Here is a 21,713-nt window from a genome sequence, read left to right on the forward strand (position 1 = left end):
TTCAATGAGTGAGGTAGTTTAAATTTATAATAGTTTTTTTATTTATTAAATTTAAAATTTATAATAGGGTGAAAATATTTTAAATTATTTCAGCTATTTCTTCAAATGTTTTTTTTGTTAAAATAGGAAGAGAATAGTTTGGATCAGCTTTTCCAACAACTAATACCATAACTGGAGTCTCACCAGCTGGTCTTTTTAACAAGTCTCTCAAAAATATCATAGGAGCTGGAGTATATGTGAGACTGGCATACCCAGCATTATGAAGTGCATTAATAAGAAAACCAATGGAAATACCAATAGATTCATTAACATAATAATTTTTATCTAAAGTTCCATCTTTATTTTCTTTATAAAATTCTTTAAATATGACAATAAGACAGGGAGCTTCAGTAAGGAAAGGTTTTTTCCATGTAAGTGTCAATTTATTTAAATCTTCCTGCCATTCCTTAGTAATTTTGGAGTCATAAAATTCTTTTTCTATTTTTTCACTTTCTTCTCTTATTTTCTCTTTCATAATTGGATCAATAACTATTGAGAAATGCCAAGGCTGTTTATCTGCACCACTTGGAGCAGTGGCAGCAGTCATGATACAATCTTTGATTATATCAATATCTACAGGCTCTTCTAAAAATTGGCGATAAGTACGACGTTTTTTAGATTTTTCTAATAACATTTTTGAAATATCAGACATCATTTACTCCCCCTTTATTGTCAGTTAGATATTATACTTTCTTTATACCTTACAAAATACTTTATGTCAATAGATACAGTAATAATAATATTTTCTGTTTTTCACTTATAATTAACTGAGATTTTATATATTTTTTACAGAAATATGTTAAAGTTTGTATGAAAGTAATAAAGATAGTATTTGTTTGTAGGAACAACAGAAAAATTATTGTATAATAATTAAAGTAAAACTAATTGAAATGAGGAAAATAAAATGAAAAATAAAAAATTATATCTATTTGATATTGATGGAACACTTATTTTAGGAAATAAACCTTTAGATGGAGCAGAAAAGATAATTAAAGAAATAAGAAAAAAAGGTAAAAAACTTATGTTATTTACCAATAATTCTTCAAGAACAAGAGAAGAATATGTAGAAAAATTTAGAAAAATGAATATTGAAATTTTAGAAGAGGAGATAGTTACTGCTGGATACATGCTTGGAGAATATCTAATTGAAAAAAAAGATAATCCATCAGTATTCCTAGTAGGAACAAAATCTTTAAAAAAACTTTTAGAAGATATGGGAGTAAAAGTAATAGAGGAGCCTCAAAAAGTTAATGGCAAATATAATGTTGACTATGTAGCAGTTGCATTGGATAGCGAATTAAATTATCAAAAAATTGTGACTGCCTGCAAGTTACTTAGTGAAGGAGCAGAATATCTGGCAGCCAATCCAGATTTTGTTTATCCAGTAGAGGGTGGAAAATTTCTTCCTGATTGTGGTGCAATATGTAAAATGCTGGAATATGCAGTTAAAAGAAAACCTCTTTTTTTAGGAAAACCTTCAAGGGAAATATTAGATTACTGCATTAAGAAAAATGGAGTTTCTAAAGGGGAAACTGTAATAATAGGAGACAGATTATATACTGATATAGCTTGTGGTTATGATAATGGCTGTGATACTATTCTGGTTTTGACTGGAGAGAGCAAAAAAGAAGATGTGAAGGACAGTCCATATAAGCCTGATTTTATATTAGAAAGCATAAAAGATATAAAAATATAAAATAAATATCTAGTTTGAAAAGAATTTATTGAAATAACTTTATATATGGAATTTTTAAATTAAAATTTTTGAAGTAGAGGATAACTCATAAGCAGAAATATAATTTTGGAAATTTTTTATTAGAGAGAGTCAACAAATTTCTCTAAATAACAAGTTTCTAAAATTTGAAGTTGGCTTTTGATTAACCTCTATTTTTTATTAAGAATTTAATCTTTTATGTGATATAATAGAGTGGTAAATTCTAGATGTCTGGAGGGATACTTTAATGAAAGCTGAAGTTTTAAACTGTGAAAAAATTAAAGAAGGATATATAATAAAATTAAGTGATGGAAATGGTTCTTTTTACATAGATGGAAAAGGGGGACAATTAGGAGATAGAGGAACAATAGGAGAGAGTATTGTTCTTGAAGTCAGAGATGGAAGTATAGTGATTGATAGAGAATTAACTCTGGGAGAATATGAGTATACTATTGATGCAGAAAGAAGAAAAGATATAGCCTGTCAGCACACAGCTCAACATCTTTTTTCAGCTCTTGCATATAATGACTATCAATTAAATACTGTAGGATTTAGAATGGCAGAAGAATATACTTCAGTAGATTTAGATTCTAATACAATATCAGAAGAAACTATAAAAGAACTGGAAAATAAGGCGAATGAAGTTATAAGAAAAGCTATAGAATTGAAAATATATACACTTAATCATGAAGAAGCTCTAAAAATAGAAGGACTGAGAAAGGCTATTAAAGATAAAGTGACTGGAGATGTAAGATTTGTAGAAATACCAGATATTGATTTAGGGGCTTGTGCTGGTTTTCATGTTGAAAATACAAAGGATATAAAACTATTTAAAATATTATCTCATGAAAAAATAAAAGGAAACTACACAAGATTCTTTTTTATAGCTGGAGATAGAGCTATAAAAGATTATGCTTTTAAAAATGAGTTATCAAAAGAATTGTGTCATATATTCAGCTGTAAAGATTATGAAATTCTCACAATGTTGAACAAAAGCTTGGAAGAAAAGAAAAAAACTGAAACAGAAATGAAAATGATTGCTTCAGAATTTGCTGAACTTTTAGGAGAAAAACTGATGAGAGAGGCAGAGGAAATAAATGGATATAAATTTATTATATATACAGGAGATAAGGTAACAGTACAGTATCTGCCAAGACATATTACTCCAGAAGATTTTATATTGATAGCAGGAAATGAGGACAGTTATTCAATCATCTCAAATAGGATTAATTGTAAAGAGTTCCTAAAGGAACTAACTTCATCTAATACCAATATTAAAGGTGGGGGAAATCAGATAAAGGGAAATTTCAAAGGAAAAATATCAAAAGAAGAGTTGAAAAAACAACTTGAAACTTTTCTTAATAAGTTGTAATTGAGCATTTTTTTTGATATAATATTATGTTAGTAATTTTATAATCGGAGGAATAATGTCAGAAAAAATTAATTTATTAAATTTAAATCAACAAGAGCTAGAGGAATTAGTAATTTCCCTTGGAATGAAAAAATTTTACGGGAAGCAAATATTTAACTGGCTTCATAAAAAAATAGTAAGAGATCTTAATGAAATAACAAATCTTTCACTTAAAGACAGAGAGCTTTTAGCTGAAAAAGCATATATACCATTTTTAAATCTTTTGAAGCAGCAGGTATCTAAAATTGATAAAACAGAAAAGTTTCTTTTTAAACTTGAAGATGGAAATACTATTGAAACTGTATTATTAAGACATAAAGACAAAAGAAATACTCTTTGTATATCATCACAGGTAGGATGCCCTGTAAAATGTGCTTTTTGTGCAACTGGACAAGATGGCTTTGTAAGAAATCTTGATGTAAATGAAATAATCAATCAGGTATATACTGTAGAAAGAAGACTTGTAAAGCAAGGAAGCAACATAAGTAATATAGTTTTTATGGGAATGGGAGAGCCTTTGCTTAATCTTTCAAATGTATTGAAAGCTCTTGATATACTTTCTAATGAAAATGGGATAAATATTTCTAAAAGAAAAATAACTATATCAACATCAGGAATAGTACCTAATATAGAAAAAATCTTATTAGAAAAACTTCCTATTGAACTTGCTATATCACTTCACAGTGCAATAAATGCAAAAAGAGATACAATCATTCCTGTAAACAGAAGTTATCCACTTGAGGATCTTTATGCAATATTACAGGAATATCAAAGACAGACTAAACGTAGAATAAGTTTCGAGTATATAATGATCAATGATTTTAATGTTTCAGATATAGATGCTAATGCATTGGCTGACTTTGTACATGAATTTGATCATGTGGTAAATCTTATTCCATATAATCCTGTGGCTGGAACAGAATTTGAAAGACCTTCTGAAAAGAAAATAGATAAATTCTTTACTTTCCTGAAAGATGTAAGAAAAGTAAATGTTACATTGAGAAGAGAAAAAGGGACTGATATAGACGGCGCTTGTGGTCAGTTAAGACAGAAAGCTCCTAAGAAATAGTTTGATTTTAAAAGGAGTACTGAAACTATGAAAATACTTGTAAAAAGAATAATAAAAATAATGATAGTTTTATTTATTGTTGGAAGTATTGCATCTGTGGGAGTAGTTTTAGGAGTTATAAATAAATATTCCAAAGAACTTCCTGATATAGTAACTTTGATAGAAGACTATGCACCATCTCTGCCAACTGTACTGTATGATAGAAATGGTGAAGTAATAGATACTATATACAGAGAATCCAGAGATACAGTAAAGCTAAAAGAAGTTCCTATATACAGCAGAAATGCTTTTTTAGCAATAGAAGATAAACAGTTTTATTCACATCATGGAATACATATAAAAAGACTGATAGGGGCTATTGTAGCTAATATTCGTAGTGGCCGTGCTGTACAGGGAGCAAGTTCAATAACTCAGCAGCTTGCAAAAAATGCCTTTCTTTCTCATGAGAGAAAACTTTCAAGAAAAATAAAAGAGGCTATTATAACATTTGAAATAGAGAGAAGATATACAAAAGATGAAATATTTGAAAAATATCTGAATGAGATATATTTCGGAGCTGGATCTTATGGTATAAAGACAGCAGCTAAACAATTGTACAGAAAGGATATTTCTGAAATAAACATAGCTGAATCAGCTCTCCTTGCAGGAATACCTAACAGACCTGAGAAATATAATCCAAGAAGAAATTTAGAGGCTTCATTAAAGAGAGCTAATCTTATTTTATCTGAAATGTATAAGGATAAACTTATAACAAAGGAAGAATATGAACAGGCAAAAAATCATAAATTTATAAATGAAGATAAGCTTCCTGAAAATTTTAAAATGGATGATAATACAACTATAATATATAACAAAAAAAGTGATGTAACAATTAATTATCCTGATTTTTCAAATATGGTGGAAGAGTTTTTAGTTGATAAATTTGGAGAGAATATGGTGTATACTGGAGGATTGAGAGTACATACTACTTTAGATTTAGAAATGCAGAAAACTGCAAAAGAAGTATTTGAAAATTATGAGTTCTTCAAAAAAAATGATGAACTGCAAGGTGGAATGGCAACTATAGATCCAAATAATGGACACGTAATATCTTTGATTGGTGGAAGAAATTTTAAATCAGGAAATTTCAACAGAGCAACTATGGCAAAAAGACAGTTAGGTTCTTCATTTAAACCTTTCTTATATTTTACAGCCATAGAAAATGGAATGGAAATGAATTCAGTAGTAGAGGACTCATTTATTTCATTTGGAAGTTGGACACCAAAAAACTATGGAAGCAGATATTCAAAGAATGTTACTCTGCTTAATGCTTTGGATAGATCTTTAAATATAGTTTCTATAAAAATGCTTCAAAAAATAGGAACAAAAACTTTTAAAGAAACTGTTGCAAAACTTGATCCTAGTTTAAATATACCAGATGATCTTACTGCATCTTTGGGATCATTTGAAAATACACCATTACAGCATGCTATAGACTATTCAATATTTTCAAATGGAGGTTATGTAGTAGAGCCTGTAACAGTAACAGATGTAGAAGATAGATATGGAAATCCTATATATCAAAATACACCTAAAAAAGAAAAAGTATTTGACAGTATTAATACAAGCATAATAACATTTATGCTGAAAAGTTCAGTGCAATATGGAAGTTCCAGCAGAGCTTCTGTATATACAAAAGATAAAAAGAGAATAGAACAGGGAGGAAAAACAGGAACTGTAAATGATAATAGAACTATCTGGTTTGCTGGAATAACTCCTGATTATGTTACAACTATCTACATAGGATATGATGATAATAGATCTATAAAAGGAAATGTTACTGGAGGAACTGGAGTGGCTCCTCTATGGGCAAAGTATTATCAGACTTTAATTGATAAGGGACTGTATGCTCCAAGTACTTTTTCCTTCTTAGAAAATCACTTGAAAAATGGTGATTTTAATTTACAAACACTGACTGTAAATAATGGGCTTATTTCTGGAGCAGGAAGAGAATTTCTTGTAAGAAAAGGAAAGCTACAGATGGAAAGTGAAATGAAGTATGCAAATGGAATAGCAGGAATATTTGGAAGTGTAAGAAAAGAAAATGGAACTGAAGGAGTTGAGGGGTATAATCCAGTTATTGAAAAAACTAACAATGATATAGCTCCTGAAAATACAACTTCAAATGATTCATTATTTAAAAGACTTTTAGGTAATTAATATAAATAGGGCTGCTGCGAATTAGTAATTTATTATACTAGTTTTCACAGCCTCTTTTATTTTTCTATAAAAAAAATAGAAATCATTTTATAGATTTCTACTAATTTTTACTTTGATATTTATTTTAAGTATTTAAAAAAGAATCCTATTTTATATTGTTTAAACTATTCTAAATTTATATTAGCCCTTTTTTAATAAGTTATTTTTTCATAATCAGTATATTTATTAATAATAGCTATGGCTTTTTCTAAAATAACTACTTCATCTGAAGAAAATCTTGAATAAACTGCACTATCAATATCTAATACCCCATATATTTTGTTATCTTTAATAAGAGGAATAACAACTTCAGATTTAGACCTTACATCACAGGTAATATGACCTGGAAATTCACATACATTTTTTACTACTATTTTTTCTTTTCTTTCTACAGCAGTACCACATACACCCCTTCCTATCTGAATTCTAGTAGTAGCAGGCATTCCACAAAATGGACCTAAAACTAATTCATTCTTTTTTAGAAGATAAAAGCCACACCAGTTTATTTCATCAAAAAAAGCTGAGATAAAAGCTGAAGCATTAGCAAGGTTAGCAATTGGATCACTCTCTCTAGAAAGATATTCTTCAATTTCATTTAAAAAAGCTGAATATTTTTCTTTAAAACTTAAATCTTTGTAAAGTTCTGCATTAAAAGCCATAATACCTCCATTATTTAGTTAAAAGTCTGCAATTTTTGTATTCTTCTTTTTGACTTATTCTGTAAGTACAAGTTCCAGAAAGTTTTTTACATTTAATAGAAACATATCCATCATAATCTATTCCAATAGATTCATTGCAGTTTAAAACTGGGAATTTTTCTATATAACTTTCTTTTTCCTTCAGTGTTATTAAATATTTTTCCATTTTAATTCCTTTCAATATAATTTCAAATCTGAATATCCTAATATTTTTTGATATCTCTGCCTAATTGAAAAATAAGTCAGTCCTACACCTATATATAAAAAAGCTGCAATAAGAAAAGCTTCCTTTTTAAATACATAAAAAGCTTCTATTCCAAAAAAGCCTCCTGCCATAAAAGATAAAATAGTAAATAAGCAGAAAAATACTTTCCATTTATCTTCAGTTTTTCCTTTTATACAATGTCCTATATATACTCCCATATCAGTAAGACTTCCTGTAATATGAGATGTTCTCACCACTACCCCTTTATATGAAATGAATAATCCATTTTCTACTCCAATCATAAATGGGAGATAGTAAAAAAAGGGAAGAGTATCATAGAGAAATGAATAAAGGATTAGTAAACCACTTCCTAAAGTTATTGAAGCATAGCCGTATCGTCTTTTAAGATTAAATTCTCTCCCATCTACAAGTGAGCCAGAAATAGTAGTTCCAATAACAAAAGCAGCTATAATAGTAAAAACTTTAAATACCTCACTAAAGTTTCCTTGAGAAATATTAATAGCAGTTTTGGAAATATTTCCAGTAAAATGAGAAACAGTATATGAATATTTTACAATGCAGATAGCATTGATATATCCACCTAAAAAACAAAGCATATAGATCCAATTGAGCAGCATTTTATTTAATACTTTCATTTAAATCAACCCCAATATAAATTCATTATGACAATACTAATATTACAACTTTTTATCAGAATTGACAATAGTTAATTTATAGTGGACAAAAAATATAAAAAGAATACTGATTATAAAAAAGAGTAGTCCAAGTATTTAGACTGCTCTTTTGTAACTGGAGATATTATTTAAAAATTATTAAAATATCAAAAATTAATCAAAGGTAGATTATTTAGCTATTTTTTTAAATTTTAAATTTTTTTCTATCAGATTAAAAACATCTTCATGGGTAAGATTTTTTTGAGTTTTTAATGTTTCAAGATATTCTTTAACTGCTTCATGCTCTTTCTTAGGATATTTATTGATGATATAGTGGACATCATACTCCTGAGAAAAATTTACATATTTATGTTCTTTCATTTAAGACCATCTCCCTGTTTCTCTCCAGTGGTTATATTGTAGTCCTTTTTTAAGATTAGGTCAATACTTTTAGTAAAATAAAATTTTTTACTTGAAGAATATATGATATAATTTATGTATTGGATAGAGGTAGAGAAAAGATGGAGTTGAGTATATGGAAAATAAAGAGATAAATTTAAATAAAGAACAGAGAGAGGCAGTAACTTATACAGAGGGACCGCTTTTAGTAATTGCAGGACCTGGTTCTGGAAAGACAAGAACATTAGTGGAAAGAGTAGTCCATATGCTTATAGAAAAAAAGATATCTCCAGAAAAGATAATGGTATCAACCTTTACAGACAGAGCTTCTAAAGAATTAATTGGAAGGATATCTGAAAGAATAAAAGATTATGATTCAAAAATAAATATAAATGCTATATATATGGGAACTTTGCATTCTATATGTCTTCGTTTAATAGATGAATATATAGAATATTCTGATTTTAGTGAAGGCTATCAAGTACTGGATGAACTTGAACAGCATTTTTTTATTTTTTCAAAAATAAAGGAATTTAAAGAAATAGATGGATATAATGAGTTTTTTAAGGAAATTCCAGCTGTTAATAATTGGGGAAAAGCAGGAAAAATTCAAAAATGGGTAAATAGAATAAATGAAGAAGGAAGAAGCCTGGATTATGTAAAAGAAGAACAGGATAAAAAAATAGGATTCTTAAAGGAAGCTCATGAATTATATCAAAAATTATTAATAGAGGACAATGTAATAGATTTTGCCTCTATACAAAGGGAAATATATAGAATACTTTTAAATAATAATTTTGTATTGGAGGAAATCAGAGAAAAAATTCAATATATAATGATTGATGAATATCAGGATACAAATTCAATTCAAGAAAAAATAATTTTTGAATTGGGAGGAAACAGAAAAAATATATGTGTTGTTGGAGATGATGATCAGGGAATATATAGATTCAGAGGAGCATCTGTAAAAAATATACTGGAATTCCCAAATAAATTTGATGAAAATGAATGCAAAATAGTGACTCTTGATATAAATTACCGTTCGCATAAGGATATAATAACTTTCTGCAACAGATGGATAAACCTTATAAACTGGAAAAATTTTAGATATCAAAAAGATATACAGCCACCAGCAGATAAAGAATTTGTAGATAATCCTGGAGTTATTAGAATAGGAGGAAATTCTGAAAGCCAATGGAAAGAAAATATATATAAATTTATAAAAAATTTAAAGACAATGGGAAAAATAGAAGATTACAGCCAAGTGGCATTCTTATTTAAATCAGTAAGATTCTCAAGAGTTAAAGAATTGATAGATTATTTGGAAGAAAGGGGTATTCCTGCTTATTCTCCTCGTTCTAAGAATTTTTTCTATAGAAAAGAAGTGAAACTTGTATTGGGAGCACTGCTTGTATTATTTCCACAAAGTAAGCCATTAGTTTTAGATGATGTCTATATAAGAAAAACAGCTACTTATTATAATGATTGTATTACTGAATTGAAAAAATATCTGGCAAAGGATAAGGAATTATATGATTGGATATTAAAGAACAGAGAAAAAAATTTAGATTTAGGAGAGGAGAAAGGGGAAAATATAAGCAGAATTTTTTATTCTCTTTTTGCATTTAAAACATTTAAAGAACTTATAGATTTGAATAAAAATGGTGCTAAAGAGGGAAGAGAAATATACAATCTGGGAATTCTTTCACAAATCTTTGATAAATTTGAAAATTTAAGCAGAATAGAGTATATAACAAAGGAAAATATTGAAAAAGTAGTAAGATATCTTTTTGTAACACATATCAGGCTTCTTTTTGAAAAAGGAATAGATGAATATGAAAATAAAGAAACTCTGCTGGGGGCAGTGTCATTTATGACAATCCATCAGGCAAAAGGGCTGGAGTTTCCAGTGGTTATAGTAGGGTCATTGGAGTCTGAACCAGATAATAGAGAGTTGACAGAAGAAGACAGACTGGAAGATGTTATAACTCTGGGAAATGATTTTGAACCTGGAGATAGGAAAAATATTTTTGATTTCTGGAGAGTTTTCTATACAGCTTTTTCTAGAGCGCAAAATCTTCTTGTATTGACAAGTGTAGAAAACAGAGCTGGTGGAAAAGAACTGCCATCAAAGATTTTTAAACCTGTTTATGAAACTATACCTTATTGGAATGATGAAAATTTTTATTTTGAAAAGTTACAGATATCTAAATTAAAAGAATCTGAAACTAAAGAATTTTTATCTTACACAGGACATATATTGATATATGAAGACTGTCCTTTGAGATATAGATTTTACAAAGAATTTGAATTTAAGCCTTTAAAAACTAATAAAACATCTTTTGGAATACTTGTACATAAATCAATTGAGAATATTCATAAAGAAGTGAAAAGTGATGTTGAAAAAATTTATTCTGATGAGGAATTAAAAGAGCTTGTTGAAAAAAACTATAATATGCTGAAAAAAAATGTCAGAGTATTTCTTGGAGAAAATATAAGAGAAAGAGCTTTTGAACAGATTAAAAGATATGTGGATAGTGTAAAAAATAATTGGGATAATATAATAAGTTCTGAAGAAAAAGAATACAGTGTAGAAAATAACTATATTTTAGAAGGAACAATTGACCTTCTAAGAAAACAAGGTGATTATATAGAACTGCTGGATTTTAAAACTGGAAGATTTTCTGGATATGATGACAGCAGATATGCTTCTTATGAAAGGCAGATAGAAATATATTCATATATGTTGAGGGAAAAATATAATTCAGAAAATTTAAGAGCTTACTTGTATTATACAGGAAATAAAGAAGAAACTATGGTGGAGATAAAATTAGAAAAAAGCAAGATAAAGCAAACTATTTCTAATTTTGAGGATACTGTAAAAAAAATATTGAATAGAGAATTCGATAGAAGAGAGTATTCAGAAGAAAAATGCAGAGAATGTGAATTTAAAGATTATTGCAGAGGAGAGTAAAAATGAAAATACTTCATTGTTCAGATATACATTTAGGAAAAAAACCTTTTGGAACAAAAGAGTTTTCTCAAAAAAGATATTTGGATTTTTTTAACGCTTTTGAACAGGCTGCAGACAGAGGAATAGAAAAAGAAGTAGATATTTTTTTAATAACTGGAGATTTATTTGATAAAAAAGAGCTTTCACCAGACACTTTAGACAGGTGTGAAAAGGTATTTTTAAAGCTAAAAAATAATAATATCCAGGTTCTTCTTATTGAAGGAAATCATGATAACATATCAGGATATGATGAGATAAACTCATGGCTTGGATATCTGGAGAGAAAAGGTTATGTAAGACGAGGAAAATATAGAGCTTCAAATGAAGGATATGAATTTGAAAAAATAACAATAGGAGATGTTAATTTTTATGGAGTAGGATATCCTGGGTTTGCCGTTGATGAAGTTTTAGAAAAACTGAGTGAAAATTTAAATGAAAATGAAAAAAATATAGTCATGGTACATACAGCATTAGGAGGATCAGAATTTCTTCCTGGGCTGGTAAATACAGATATAATAAAAAGATTTAAAGATAAAGTTATATATATGGCAGGAGGACATCTCCATTCATTTATAAGCTATCCAAAAGATAAACCATATTTTTTCATACCAGGTTCAACTGAATTCTGGAATGTTTTAAATGAAAAAAATAACTCTAAGGGAGTTATAATTTTTGATACAGATACTTTAGAATATGAATTTTCTGAACTTTCTCCAAGAACAAGAATAGAGAAGGAATTTACTTATGAGAATAATATTACAGATGAATTTGAAGAATTTTCAAAAAATTTAGGATTAACTGGTGAAGAACTGGTTATTGTAAATATAAAATTAAAAGATAGTGGATATGTAAATGTAAATGAATTGGAAAAAATCTTAGAAAGTAATGGAGCTTTAAAAGGTTATATAAAATTGAGATATCCTAACTCTATTTTTGATAGAAATTTAGGAGAAGAGGGATATTACTCTGTGAGAGATGTAGAAAGAGAGATTATAAACTATTGGGAAGAATTTTCTGATGCTGAAAAAATAACATCTTATCTTCAAAAATTTAAAGAATATCAAGAGGAAAATGATAGAGAAAAGGATTTTTTTGAACTTTTTGATACTATGCTTGAGGAGGAGATAGGAAATGAAAATAAATAGAATACATCTTGAGAATTACCGTATACATGATAAACTAGATGTAGAATTTGACAGTGGAATAAATCTTCTTCTTGGAGAAAACGGTAAAGGAAAATCATCTATTCTTGAAGCAATAGGATATGCTCTTTTTGATTCTGAATTAAGAGGAGGAAATCAAAGAGAAGCAATAAAATATGGAAAAAAAAGTGCAAAAATAGAGATAGAATTTACTGGAATAGATGGGGAGGACTATATAGTTACAAGAAAAGTACCTGGATCAACAAGTATATATAAGAAAGATAATCCAGAGTTTCAATTAATAGGAAAAGAAGATAGAATAAGAGAACTTTGCGGTATTAAAGGCGACTTGAAAGGAATATATGATAATGTAATTGTTGCTAAGCAAAATGAATTTATATCTTCTTTTAAAGAAAAAGACAATGAAAGAGAAAAAATATTTAATAAAGTATTTAACACTGATATTTATAAAAAAATATATGAAGGATATTCAAGAGATGCAGTAAACAGATATGAAAAAGATATTGAGATAGAAAGAAGCAGTATGGAAAATATAGCTGAAATAATGGAAGATCCTGCTGATATAAAAGAAAAATTGGAATTTGAAAAAGGAAGAGCAAAAGAATATAATTTGAGTTTAACTTTATTAAATAATGAGAAAAGCAAAGTAAAAGAATTTTTGAACTCATATAATTCTTTAAATATTGAGATAGAAAAACTTACTGGTGAGATAAATGCTTTAACTGGAAATCTAAAAAATAAAAATGAAGAATTAATCAAAGTAAGTAATTCTATAAGAGAAAGTGAAATTTCAGAAAAAATAGTAAAAGAAAACAGAGAGAAATATGAAGAATATCAGAAATATTCTCAGGAAATAAATATATTAAAAACCAGGAAAAAAGAGTTGGAAAAAATAAAAGAAGAATGTCTTTTACATGAAAAAGAAATAAATTTATTAGAAAAGTTAAATTCAGAAATTGATGGAGAAATAAAAGTTTTTAAAAATAAAAAAGAAAATAATGAATCACTTCTTTTAGAAAGAAATAATAAATTATTAGAAATAGAAAAAGAAATAGAGGATAAAAAGACAAAGTTTATTGAATATAAGTCTGAATTAAATAAAATAACACCTCTTTTAGCAAAATTGGAAGAATTTGAAAAAAAGCTTGAATCTGGAGAAAATAATATAAAAAACTTTGAGATAAAATTAGAGGAAAAGTTGGAAGATATAAATAAAGAGAAAGAAAAAAGAAAATATTTAATGAGTGAAAATCTTGAAAGCCAACTTTCTGAACTAGAGGAGCATGAAAAAAAGAAAAAGTTATTAGAAGATGAGATATTAAAAAAAGATTTACTGCTGAAAGAAAATGAAGAAGCTTTTAAAATGTTGAAAACTTCATATTGTCCATATTTAAAAGAACAGTGTAAAAATCTTGATGGAAAAAATATAGATGAATATTTTAAAGATAAAAGAGAGAAGTATATAAAAGAGATAGAAGATAAAAAAAATACTGTAAAAGAAATAAACCATAAACTCATAAATAAAAATGAGATAATGGAAAAAATAATAAAATTAGATACCTTATCAAAAGAAATTAATGAAAAAGAAGCAGAATTTATTCAAGAAAAATTAAAACTAGAAACTGGAAAATCTAAAATAGAAAATGAAAAGTTGAAATTAAAAAACTTTAAATTAGAAAATAATATTGAAAGCAAAGAAAAGCTTTCTGAAATAAGAATAACACTTAAAACAAAGATTGACAGCTTAGATTTATTAAAGTCTGAAGATATAAAAGGTGGCCTTGAAAAAGAGATAGAAAATCTTAATAAAAATATAAATATAGAATTAAAAAATATAGAAGCAAAAAAAATATTAATTAAAGAAAATATAAAAACTTTAGAAGCAAAAAGAAATTTTCTTGATGAAAATAAAATTTTCTCTAATGAATTGATAACTGTTAATGAGAATATTGATAAATTAGAAAAAAAGATGGATAATTTGGAAAGAAGCAGCAATCTTTATCTTGAAAATTATAAAAAAGCCATGGAAAAAAATCAATTAGAAAAAAATCTTGAAAATATAAAATTGATTATTGAAAATAATGAAATGAAATTTAGAGAAAAAAGTACTTTATTAGAACTAAAAAGAAAAGATATAGAAAATATAGAATTAGAAAAAATTCAGGAAAAAGATGGTAAAATTACATCTGATATTGAAGAGATAAGAGAAAAATTAGGGGCAGTAAATAGTGAAGCAGAAACTTTAAAAAAAAAATTAGAAGAAATAAAAAAATATGAAGATTTGCTGAAAAATAAAAGAAAGTATTTGGAAAAATTAAATATGAAATTAGAACTTACTAAGATATTTAGAGAAAAAATAAAATCTATGGGTAAGGAAGTTTCAAAAAATATGCTTAAAGAGATAGAAATACTTGCAACTGAGAATTTTAGAAAAATAACTGGAAGAGGGGAAAAAATAATCTGGTCTAATGAAGATAAGAATAAATATGTTGTTTTTTTAGATGGCGACAGAGGAGAACTGAAATTTGAGCAGCTTTCAGGAGGAGAACAGGTTGCAGTAGCAATTTCTATAAGAGGGGCAATGAGTGAACTGTTTACAGAAAGTAAATTTTCAATATTTGATGAACCTACTAATAACCTTGACACAGAAAGAAGAAGAAGTCTGGCTGATTCAATTGGGGAGATATTGAAAAATCTGGAGCAAAGTATAATAGTGACTCATGATGATACTTTTAGAGAAATGGCACAAAAAGTCATAGAGCTATAGGAGGAGATTAAAATAATAATACAGATTTTTGGAAAAAAGAATTGTAATGATTCAAAGAAAGCTGAAAGATTTTTTAAAGAGAGAGGAGTAAAAGTTCAATTTATTGATTTAAAAGAAAAAGCTCCTTCTAAAGGAGAGTTAAAAAGCATATGCAGTAAGTATCCCCTTGAAGAACTGATTGATACAGAGGGAACAGAATATAAAAAAAGAAATCTTCAATATATGGTATTTAATTTAGAAGAAACTTTATTGGAAACCCCAGTTTTATTTAAAAGCCCCATTGGAAGATTTAAAAATGAAATAACATTAGGATATCAACCAGAAATATGGAAAAACTGGACAGAAAAATTAAAATAATATAAGAAAAAACTATTGATTTTTTGACTTTCAGAAGGTATATAAGATATTAAGATAAATAATCTTATGGGAGATGATGGAAATGAGTATAGGAGAAATTGAAAAGCTGGAGAAAATGATCGATGAACTGAAAGAAGAATTGCATGAATGTGATTATGAACCAGAAAGAAATGCCCTGCTCAAAAAATATAGGACATTAGCTGCCCAAATGGAAGAATTAAAAAATTTAAAAAGGAAGAAAAATGATTAGAAATTTAAAAAATGAAGATATTAATACAGTTATGAAATTATGGAAAACTTCAACAATAGAAGCTCAAAATTTTATTCCTGACAGCTATTGGCTGGAAAACTATGACAATGTGAAAAACAATTATTTACCTAATTCTACAACTTATATATATGAAGAAGACGGAGAAATAAAAGGGTTTGTAAGTTTGATAGAAAATATATTTATAGGTGGACTGTTTATAAAAGTGGGCAATCAGAGAAAAGGAATTGGGAACAGAATGCTTAATTTTTTAAAAGAAAGGTATGATAAATTACAGCTTGCAGTATATGATAAGAATACAAGAGCAATGAATTTTTATCTGAAATCAGGCTTCAAAATATTAAATACTGAAATTGATGAAAAAACAAAAGAAAAAGAACATTTAATGGAGTGGAGGAGATAAACTCTCTTCCATTTTTATGTTAGGAAACTTATTTTGATAAAAATTAAACCTATGATATAATCAATATTGGAGGTTAAAATAATGAAAATTAACTATGATTTAGTAATGGAAAAGCAGTTGAAGGAAATAGAAAAAAATAAGATTAAACCTAGGCTTCTGCTTCATTCATGCTGTGCACCATGCAGTTCAGCAATATTAGAGTTTTTACAGGAGTATTTTGAAATAACTATATATTTTTTTAATCCTAATATAACTTTTCAAGAAGAATACTTGAAGAGGTTGGAAGAGCAAAAAGAATATCATAAAAAAAGAGGATATCAAATAAATGTAATTGAAGGAAGATATAATCCTGAAATTGACTTCTTTCAGAATATAAAAGGGGTGGAAAATGAAAAAGAAGGTGGAAAAAGGTGTCATCAATGTTATAGAATCCGCCTTGAAGAAACTGCAAAAAAAGCTAAAGAAGATGGATATAAATACTTTACAACAGTATTGAGTATAAGTCCAATGAAAAATGCACAGTGGATAAATGAAATAGGGGAGGAACTTGAAAAAAAATATGGAGTAAAATTCCTTAATGGAGATTTTAAAAAGAAAAGCAGGTATTTAAGATCTATTGAAATTTCAAAAGAATATGAATTATACAGACAGGATTATTGTGGCTGTATATTTTCAAAATTAGAAAGAGAAAAAATTGAAAAAGAAAAGAGAGGAAAAAACGGAGGGGAAAGATGAAAAACTTTTCAGAAAAAACTGTAAAAAATATTTCAATTTGTTTTTTATTACTATTTTTATTATTAGGACTTAATCATCATTATTATTTTGCTTTGATGATAATTCCAATAATGATATATTTTTCTACATGGAAAGTAGTTATGTTTGAGGATAGAATAGGGAGATTTTCTCCAATTGTAATTGGGCTTTTACTTTCATCATTTATATTTTACTGTCAATACTATTTGCAGGGTGAAGTTGTGTCAACAAAAGAAGCAATTGCACTAAAAGGAACAATATCACTTTGTATTGGGCTATGGCTGGGAAATTTTATTGCTAAATATATTTATATGAGAATAAAATTTTTTCTTAACAGAATAGGAAGCAAAGGAGAGCAAAAGGAATATAAGATTATTAAGATGATTATAGATCAGAAAAAATATTTTAAAAAGCCTGGAAGCAAATATTATATTAATTTTTATTATTTAATTGCAGATGTAAATGGAGAAGAAGTAAAATTCCTTATAGAAAAGGATTTTTATGACAAATATCTAGGTAAAAAAAGTATGAATATAAAAATAAAGAAAGGTTCATTTGGAATTTTTTATGGAATAAATTTAATAGATTTAGAAACTGAATAAAATAAAATTTTCCAAGTTAAAAATAGTACATTTTTTTCTAAACTAGACTTCAGAGTAAATTGAGAAAGAAAAAATTATTTGATAAAAATTTTATTACACTTGGAAAAATAAAAAGAAAATCTTGTTAAAATCATGTTTGAAGGGATTAGGAAATAATGTGGAGTCTGATTTCATGAGGATAGAATAATAACTGAGTAGTTTTTAAATCATATTCATTTTCTAGTTTTAACCAATTTATTTTATATAGAATAATAACTGAGTAGTTTTTAAATAAATAATAAGTACTTTATCTTTTGGGACAAGGCTAATAGAATAATAAAGAAAAAATTTATAACAGTCTTTTTCATATTAAAAGATCTAAAATCAGAGGGAAAGATATGCAAAATAAAAAAATCTTTTAAAAAATTAAAATTTTTGAATTAAAGTCTATTATTTATCAAAAAATGAGGTATAATTATTATTGAGGACTAAAAGGGAGGGATTAAATGAAAAGTTGGATTCTAGAGTTGAAAGTTTTTTTATTAGAAGACATAGAACCATATAAAACTACAGAAAAAATAGCTGCTTTTATAGATTCTACTTTTGATAAGGATGAGCACTGGAAAGAATATCATACAGATAAAAAAGTTAAAGAATATTGCTTTAATTCTTTTTATCCAGTAAAAGTTAATACTAAAAAGTATAATGCAGGAGAAATATACACAGTTCAAATAAGGACTATTTCTGAAAAATTAAAAGAACATTTTATGAAATATTTAAAAGATAATATAACAAAGGAATTAAAAGGATTGATAATAAAAGAGAGGGAAATGGAATATAGATATATTGATAAGCTTGTTTCTGTTACACCTACAATACTTAAAACAGAAAATGGATATTGGAAAAAAAATCTTTCATTGGAAGAGTATGAAAATAGATTAAAGTTAAATATAATAAAAAAATATAATTCCATTTTTAATGAAGAATTAGATGAAAATGTTGATTTATTTAATTTTATTGAATTTAAAAATAAAGTTCCTGTAAAAGTAAAATATAAAAATATAAATCTACTTGGAGATAAGCTTGTTCTAGGAATAGCTAAAAATGAAACTGCTCAAAAATTAGCTTTTCTATGTCTGAGTGTAGGACTGGGAGAGATGAATGCAAGAGGATTTTCTTACATGAACCCAAGATGGGTATAATAGAGGAGGTGAGATTATTTGTTACGAGAATGTGTTGAAATCTTTACTGAAATATACAAAGAAAAAGGAGAAAGATTTATAACAGATAGCTATGAATTGGAGCCAGGAGATTATTTCATAGTTAAAAGTGATGGAAGTTATAGTCATACTAAAATAGAAAGAACAAAAAAATCAGAAGAAAATTCAAATAGAAGAACTGTAGAAGATTATGAATATTTAGCAGAAAGAGATTATTTAAGCAGATTGTTGGATATGAATAAGCCGATTGATGGGAAAAAACAAATTCATTCTAATAATTATTTATCTTTTTTTGTTAAGAATAATGTTCTAAGTGAAAAGAAAAAAGAATTAGAAGAAAGTGTAGAGAAGTATTATGAAATTTTAAAAAATCCATTTCTCAAATATGACAAAGGGGAAAAGAAAAGAGTATATACACAACTTGAAGAAAAGTTAGGAAAACCTTCAGAAGAAAAAATCCAAAAAAATCAAGAATGGATTAAAACAAATCTCTATAAGATAAAAGAAGAAATAAAAGATGGGAAGGAATATGTCAAAATATTCTTTGATGAAAATATAGAAGAGTACAAGAAAGAAAATGAGAGATATATTATTCCTAACATATACAACAGTGTAGACTATAATGTAATAATAAATGCTGAAACTTATGGGCTGCCAAATAATAACCTTAATTTAAATTCTAAAAAACCATATTTAGAAAATAAAACAAGAAAAGAAAAATATACTGTTCCTTATTTATTAAATGAAAAAGAAGTATTTAAACAAAAGAAATTTTTTGACTATCTTTACAATATGGCAAATTCAGGAAAAAGAAATATATATATTTCATCTGATAAAAAAGAAATAATTCCTTTAGAAATAAAAGAATCTTTAAGTGATAATTTTACTGGTTATTATCTGAGAATAAGAAAAGATAAAAGTGAAAGCGCAATAGAGAGGTATGATATTATTTCAGATTATAGAACTGAAATTTATCCTGAAATAAAAATATTAGATTGTTTAGGAAATGGGGATAAGGGAAAATTAGAATATGGAAGTTCAATAAGAAAGAACTCTGAATTGGCTGCTGTATTGAATAATCTTTTATTCAATGGAAAACTTTATGGAATAATTTTTGAAAATTTAAAAGACTTGAAAATATTTGATGAAAGAATAAAAAACATAGCAAATCAATATAAAGAAGTATTCTTCGAATTAGTATATAAAGGAGATATGAAAAAATTTGCTGATAATTATAGAAAAATATTTTTAGAACTTATAAAAAATTCTTTGTGTAAAAAAGATTACATAACAGAAGCTTATGATATGTTCAATTTAATGACTAGTATAGGCGATAGTATAAAACAAGAAAGGGGTATGACTGTGAATAAACATGAAAAAATGAAAGAAAAATTTAGAAATATATTTGAAACTGGTGTGGGAGAGATAGAGAATGATGAAGAATATTTCTTCGCTTTAGGACAATTAGCAAAATTTTTAATTTCTAGAAATAGAATAACTGTGAAAACACATGAATTAGCAGTAAGAGTTATTGAAAGTAGAGATATTGAAGGGTTAAAAAGAGAAATTTATAAACTTTTTAGGAAATATGCTTATGATATAGGTTTCTACAGTACAAAATTTAATACTCTTTATGAAAGAGTGTTAGGATATGAGGCTGAGAATGAAGAAATAAATATGGATAGATTACTAGGAGGATATTTAGCTGACTCATTGATTTATGAAAAATCAGCTAAAGAAGAAAATGAAGCTAATAATGAAACTAAAGAAACTAATGGGGAGGAGAATGAATAATTATGAAAAATAGAATATATGGTGTAATAGGAATAAGATCAATGATGGCAAACTGGAATGCAGATTTTACAGGATTTCCTAAAACAACTTCATCAGGAGAAGTTTTTGGAAGTGATAAAGCTCTGAAATACCCAATGAAAAAAATGTGGGAGAATGAAGGAGAAAAGGTTCTATATGTAAAAAGTTTGAAAGTAGATAGTGGAGAAGGAAAAAAGGGAGAAACAGCAGTAAGACCTAAATCTTTGAGAGAAAGATATGATGAAATATTTGAAACTAATTTAAAAGATGAAAAAGATAAAACTAATGTAATGAAAAATCTTTTTAAAGCAATAGATGTAAAGAATTTTGGAGCAACTTTTGCAGAAGAGAAAAATAATATATCTATTACAGGGGCAGTTCAGATAGGGCAAGGATTTAATAAATATGCAGGTTCATATACAGAAGAACAACAAATATTGTCACCATTTAGAGATAGTAGCAAGGATGAAAAAGAGGGAGAAGCCAGTCAATCAACTTTAGGGACAAAAATAGTAAGTAATGAGGCTCACTATTTTTATCCATTTGTGATTAATCCACAAGTGTATAGAGATTTTGTAAAAATGGGAATGACTGAAGGATATACAGAAGAGGACTATAAGAAATTTAAAGATGCAGCTCTGACTTCAGCTACTTTCTTTAATTCAAACTCAAAATTAGGATGTGAAAATGAGTTTGCATTGTTTATAGAAGTAAAAGAAGGGTATTATCTTCCAGAGTTAGCTCAATATGTAAAATTTTCTAAAGAAAAAGATTGTGATGTAATAGAATTAGGATTTGATGAGCTTATAAATCAATTCAAAGATAATATTTTGTCTGTAGAGATATACTACAATACTTTAAATGTGAAAGTAAAACATGATATAAAAGGAGCTAAAGAATATAATATCTTTACTAGAAAAGAGGTATAA

General features: G+C 27.0%; 20 protein-coding genes. 15 read left to right on the forward strand and 5 right to left on the reverse strand.

Features of this window, described 5'->3' with window-relative positions:
* Positions 1-79 precede the first annotated feature (79 nt).
* A complete protein-coding gene (locus E0E45_RS05615; RefSeq protein ID WP_232044065.1) occupies positions 80-694 on the reverse strand; it encodes a nitroreductase family protein in 615 nt (204 codons plus the stop codon).
* Positions 695-943: 249 nt separating this feature from the next.
* Between E0E45_RS05615 and E0E45_RS05620 the strand changes: the two genes are divergently transcribed.
* The 4 genes from E0E45_RS05620 to E0E45_RS05635 all read left to right on the forward strand — a co-directional run bounded on the left by E0E45_RS05620 (position 944) and on the right by E0E45_RS05635 (position 6,432).
* The gene (locus E0E45_RS05620) at positions 944-1,735 is read left to right on the forward strand and encodes an HAD-IIA family hydrolase (RefSeq protein ID WP_130890271.1); all 792 of its coding nucleotides are present in this window, start codon (positions 944-946) and stop codon (positions 1,733-1,735) included.
* Between the two features lie 265 nt (positions 1,736-2,000).
* Complete coding sequence (locus E0E45_RS05625) at positions 2,001-3,125, forward strand: alanyl-tRNA editing protein (protein ID WP_130890272.1); 1,125 nt, start codon at positions 2,001-2,003, stop codon at positions 3,123-3,125.
* 52 nt (positions 3,126-3,177) lie between these two features.
* Complete coding sequence (gene rlmN, locus E0E45_RS05630) at positions 3,178-4,233, forward strand: 23S rRNA (adenine(2503)-C(2))-methyltransferase RlmN (protein WP_172604224.1); 1,056 nt, start codon at positions 3,178-3,180, stop codon at positions 4,231-4,233.
* A 27-nt stretch (positions 4,234-4,260) separates the two neighbouring features.
* On the forward strand, positions 4,261-6,432 hold the full coding sequence (locus tag E0E45_RS05635) for a transglycosylase domain-containing protein (protein ID WP_130890274.1): 2,172 nt from the start codon (positions 4,261-4,263) through the stop codon (positions 6,430-6,432).
* Positions 6,433-6,623: 191 nt separating this feature from the next.
* On the opposite strand, the gene E0E45_RS05640 is transcribed toward E0E45_RS05635, so the two are convergent.
* From E0E45_RS05640 to E0E45_RS05655, 4 genes are all read right to left on the reverse strand, one after another.
* Entirely contained in the window at positions 6,624-7,130 is a 507-nt protein-coding gene (locus E0E45_RS05640) for a GAF domain-containing protein (RefSeq protein ID WP_130890275.1), read from the reverse strand.
* 10 nt (positions 7,131-7,140) lie between these two features.
* A complete protein-coding gene (locus E0E45_RS05645; protein ID WP_130890276.1) occupies positions 7,141-7,335 on the reverse strand; it encodes a hypothetical protein in 195 nt (64 codons plus the stop codon).
* A gap of 11 nt (positions 7,336-7,346) precedes the next feature.
* Positions 7,347-8,030, reverse strand: coding sequence for a YoaK family protein (locus E0E45_RS05650; RefSeq protein ID WP_229097877.1), 684 nt, complete (start codon positions 8,028-8,030; stop codon positions 7,347-7,349).
* A 207-nt stretch (positions 8,031-8,237) separates the two neighbouring features.
* Entirely contained in the window at positions 8,238-8,429 is a 192-nt protein-coding gene (locus tag E0E45_RS05655) for a hypothetical protein (RefSeq protein WP_096402752.1), read from the reverse strand.
* Positions 8,430-8,583: 154 nt separating this feature from the next.
* On the opposite strand from E0E45_RS05655, the gene E0E45_RS05660 reads away from it, so the two are divergent.
* From E0E45_RS05660 to E0E45_RS05705, 11 genes are all read left to right on the forward strand, one after another.
* On the forward strand, positions 8,584-11,421 hold the full coding sequence (locus E0E45_RS05660) for an ATP-dependent DNA helicase (RefSeq protein WP_130890277.1): 2,838 nt from the start codon (positions 8,584-8,586) through the stop codon (positions 11,419-11,421).
* A gap of 2 nt (positions 11,422-11,423) precedes the next feature.
* On the forward strand, positions 11,424-12,605 hold the full coding sequence (locus E0E45_RS05665; protein WP_130890278.1) for a metallophosphoesterase family protein: 1,182 nt from the start codon (positions 11,424-11,426) through the stop codon (positions 12,603-12,605).
* Positions 12,592-15,390 carry an AAA family ATPase gene (locus E0E45_RS05670; RefSeq protein ID WP_130890279.1) on the forward strand — a complete coding sequence of 933 codons (2,799 nt, stop codon included), beginning with the start codon at positions 12,592-12,594 and terminating at the stop codon, positions 15,388-15,390. The genes E0E45_RS05665 and E0E45_RS05670 overlap by 14 nt, the downstream gene beginning before the upstream one ends.
* Before the next feature lie 24 nt (positions 15,391-15,414).
* The gene (locus tag E0E45_RS18070) at positions 15,415-15,747 is read left to right on the forward strand and encodes an arsenate reductase family protein (protein ID WP_331865016.1); all 333 of its coding nucleotides are present in this window, start codon (positions 15,415-15,417) and stop codon (positions 15,745-15,747) included.
* 82 nt (positions 15,748-15,829) lie between these two features.
* Positions 15,830-15,997 (forward strand): hypothetical protein, encoded by a 168-nt coding sequence (locus E0E45_RS17650; RefSeq protein WP_172426502.1) that lies wholly within the window; start codon positions 15,830-15,832, stop codon positions 15,995-15,997.
* Positions 15,990-16,418 (forward strand): N-acetyltransferase, encoded by a 429-nt coding sequence (locus E0E45_RS05680; protein ID WP_130890280.1) that lies wholly within the window; start codon positions 15,990-15,992, stop codon positions 16,416-16,418. The genes E0E45_RS17650 and E0E45_RS05680 overlap by 8 nt, the downstream gene beginning before the upstream one ends.
* A gap of 81 nt (positions 16,419-16,499) precedes the next feature.
* A complete protein-coding gene (locus tag E0E45_RS05685; RefSeq protein ID WP_130890281.1) occupies positions 16,500-17,153 on the forward strand; it encodes an epoxyqueuosine reductase QueH in 654 nt (217 codons plus the stop codon).
* Entirely contained in the window at positions 17,150-17,773 is a 624-nt protein-coding gene (locus E0E45_RS05690) for a hypothetical protein (RefSeq protein ID WP_130890282.1), read from the forward strand. The genes E0E45_RS05685 and E0E45_RS05690 overlap by 4 nt, the downstream gene beginning before the upstream one ends.
* Before the next feature lie 485 nt (positions 17,774-18,258).
* A complete protein-coding gene (cas6, locus tag E0E45_RS05695; RefSeq protein ID WP_130890283.1) occupies positions 18,259-18,954 on the forward strand; it encodes a CRISPR-associated endoribonuclease Cas6 in 696 nt (231 codons plus the stop codon).
* An 18-nt stretch (positions 18,955-18,972) separates the two neighbouring features.
* A complete protein-coding gene (locus E0E45_RS05700) occupies positions 18,973-20,766 on the forward strand; it encodes a hypothetical protein (protein ID WP_130890284.1) in 1,794 nt (597 codons plus the stop codon).
* Positions 20,767-20,768: 2 nt separating this feature from the next.
* Positions 20,769-21,713, forward strand: coding sequence for a type I CRISPR-associated protein Cas7 (locus E0E45_RS05705; protein ID WP_130890285.1), 945 nt, complete (start codon positions 20,769-20,771; stop codon positions 21,711-21,713).

Source organism: Fusobacterium ulcerans ATCC 49185 (assembly GCF_900683735.1).
GTDB lineage: Bacteria > Fusobacteriota > Fusobacteriia > Fusobacteriales > Fusobacteriaceae > Fusobacterium_A > Fusobacterium_A ulcerans_A.